The sequence below is a fragment of the Methylobacterium sp. A52T genome (assembly GCF_053346095.1).
The window spans coordinates 1-2717 of record NZ_JBKFBI010000271.1; the positions used below are offsets into that span (position 1 = coordinate 1).

Here is a 2717-nt window from a genome sequence, read left to right on the forward strand (position 1 = left end):
TGGCTTCCAGCATCCGGCTGTCGTGCACGTTGGCGCCCGTCAGCTTCAATGCGAGGGGGATGCCCTTCGCGTCGGTGAGGACGTGGCGCTTCGTGCCCGGCTTGCCCCGGTCGGTCGGGTTCGGACCGTACGCCTGCGGTGAAGGCCGCGGTCGTTCTCCCGATGGGGTTTCAGGCAGCGATCGGCCTGGGCTGATGTTGGGTCCAGTTCCACGGCAACAGATCGTCGATGTGCCGGGCCGGATGGTCGGGCAGCCGGCTGAGCACATCGGCGAGCCAGGCCTGCGCATCGATGCCGTTGAGCTTGGCGGTCTCGATCAGCGTGTAGAGGGCGGCCGCGCGATGGCCGCCGGCATCCGAGCCGGCGAAGGTCCAGTTGCGGCGGCCTACCGCAATCGGCCGGATAGCCCGTTCGGCGGCGTTGTTCGACAGGCAGGCACGTCCGTCGTCGAGGAAAAGGATGAAGGCGCTCCAGCGCTTGAGCATGTAGTCGATCGCTTGCGCCACCGGAGCCTTGGCGGACAGCTTGGCGCGGTTCTCCCGTAGCCACGCTTCCAACTCGGCGACGAGGGCGGCCGAGCGGGTGCGACGGTGCGCGCGGCGTTCATCGGCGGCAAGACCGTTGGTGGCGCGCTCTGTGGCGAAGATCGCATCGATCCGCGCCACCGCCTCGATCGCGATCGGAGCCTTCCTGAGCTCGGCCAGCTCGAAGAACTTGCGTCGGGCATGCGCCCAGCAGGCCGCCTCGCGCAGCGGGCCTGGTTTACGGCCAGGTTCGTACAGCCGACCAAACCCGGAGAAGGCATCCGCCTGCACGATGCCGTGGAAGTCGCCCAGCCAAGTCTCGGCATGCGCGCCGGAGCGGTCGGGGGAGTAGAAGTAGGCTGCAGCCGGCGGCTCGGGACCGCCGAAGGGACGGTCGTCACGCACCACCGTCCAGAGCCGGCCCGTGCGGGTCTTGCCCTTGGCCAGGACCGGGACGGGCGTGTCGTCGAGATGCAGGCGCTCAGCCCCTCGAACATGGGCCTCGATCCGGGTGACCAGGGGCGACAGGGCGGTGGTCACCGCTCCGACCCAGCCGGCCAGCGTCGAGACGTCGATCGGTACGCCCTCGTGGGCGAAGCGCTGGCTCTGGCGATGCAGCGGCAGGTGCAGGCCGAACTTGGCCATCATCACCTCGGCCAGAAGGTTCGGGCCCGCTCGTCCGCGCGGGATCGGATGGAACGGGGCCGGTGTCTGCGCGATCGTCTCGCAGTCGCTGCACGAGAAGCGCTCGCGTACGTGCTGGATCACGACCCAGCGCGCCGGGATCCGCTCCAGGGTCTCGGTGACGTCCTCGCCAAGGTGACGAAAGCGCGCTCCGCCGCAACAGGCGCAGGTCGTCGGGCCGGGATGGACGACGCGCTCGCGCGGCAGGTGCTCGGGCAGAGGCCGGCGGGCGGGCTTGCGCCGAGAGGAAGCCGCACCGGAGAGCGCTTCGGGCTCGGCGGCCGCCTGCGCTTGGGTCTCGGCCAGCGTCTCCTCCAGATCCTCCAGGACGAGTTCGAGCTGGTCGATCCGGGCGCTGCGCTCCGAGGAGGTCCCAAACCGTTCTCGCCGCAGCCGGGCGACCTCCAGCTTCAGCCGTTCGACCGCGATCTCCGAGGCGAGCCGGGCCGCCCGCTCGGCCAGGATCATGGCATGGGCGGCGGCAAGATCGGTGGGAAGCGGCGGGGGCTCGGGCGCGTTCGGCACACTTGAGAGAAGAGCATATTCTTCAAGCGCTGTAACGCGTTATCCTCAGCCGAGAGCGCTCGGACGCCAGCTCTCCTGCGGCATCCGCCAGTCGATCCCCGAGAGCAGGTAGCCGAGTTGCGCCGTCGAGATCGTCACGGCTCCATCCGCCACCGAGGGCCACAGGAAACGGCCGCGGTCGAGCCGCTTCGTGTAGAGGCACGCGCCCTGGCCATCGTGCCAGATCACCTTGATCAGGTCGCCGCGCCGTCCGCGGAACACGAACAGATGCCCGCCATGGGGATCGCGCTTGAGCGTCTCCTGGACGATCAGGCCGAGACTGGAAAAGCCCTTGCGCATGTCGGTGTGGCCGGTGGCCAGCCACACCCGCACGTTGGCCGGCAGCGGGATCATCGGCCCTCCAGGGCGTCGAGCACCCGCCGAAGCGCCGCGGCATCGACGTCGGAGCCGACCCGAACGCGCCGGCCTCTGCCGAGATCGATCTCGATCACTCCGCCGGAGCGACGGCCGCGGTTGTGCGCTCGACCCGGCTCGACCGTCATCGCGGCGGACGTGGGAGTGATCACGACGGGGACCAGCGCTGGCGTGGGAGCGCCGACACGCTCGCACAGCAACTTGCGCCAGCGGAACAGCTGACTGACGTGGAGACCGGCCCGGCGGGCGACATCCGAGGTCGACACACCCGGTTCAAATGAAGCGGCGACCAACCGCTCCTTCTCCACCCGCGTCCAGCGTCGACGCCGCTCGGCTCTCACCAGTTCGATACCCGCCTGGGTCATGCTCAAGGTCCTAGGATTACTCCTATGACCTCAGCCTCAACGGGCCAGCTCACAAGGCGGCCTTCGCCGGATGCGTACTTCGGACCTGTCGCCGCGCCCCCTTTTTTGCGGCGATCGAGGCGCTGTCGAGGGAAGCTCGACTGAAGTCGATCCCGTTCTGGCGGCCGAGCCGGTCGAGAAGCGCGTGTTGCAGGCGGTCCCACAC

The 2717-nt window shown here is 69.1% G+C and carries 3 protein-coding genes and 2 pseudogenes; all 5 read right to left on the minus strand.

The annotated features are described in order from the left end of the window. A pseudogene (locus ACLBYE_RS30195) lies at positions 1–133 on the minus strand (transposase); the annotation flags it as partial. A 37-nt stretch (positions 134–170) separates the two neighbouring features. Then, a complete protein-coding gene (gene tnpC, locus ACLBYE_RS30200) occupies positions 171–1676 on the minus strand; it encodes an IS66 family transposase (RefSeq protein WP_447696986.1) in 1506 nt (501 codons plus the stop codon). Between the two features lie 102 nt (positions 1677–1778). After that, on the minus strand, positions 1779–2126 hold the full coding sequence (tnpB, locus tag ACLBYE_RS30205; RefSeq protein WP_024827170.1) for an IS66 family insertion sequence element accessory protein TnpB: 348 nt from the start codon (positions 2124–2126) through the stop codon (positions 1779–1781). After that, complete coding sequence (tnpA, locus tag ACLBYE_RS30210; RefSeq protein ID WP_447696987.1) at positions 2123–2512, minus strand: IS66-like element accessory protein TnpA; 390 nt, start codon at positions 2510–2512, stop codon at positions 2123–2125. The genes tnpB and tnpA overlap by 4 nt, the downstream gene beginning before the upstream one ends. A 97-nt stretch (positions 2513–2609) precedes the next feature. Beyond that, positions 2610–2717 (minus strand): annotated as a pseudogene (locus ACLBYE_RS30215) (IS5/IS1182 family transposase); the annotation flags it as partial.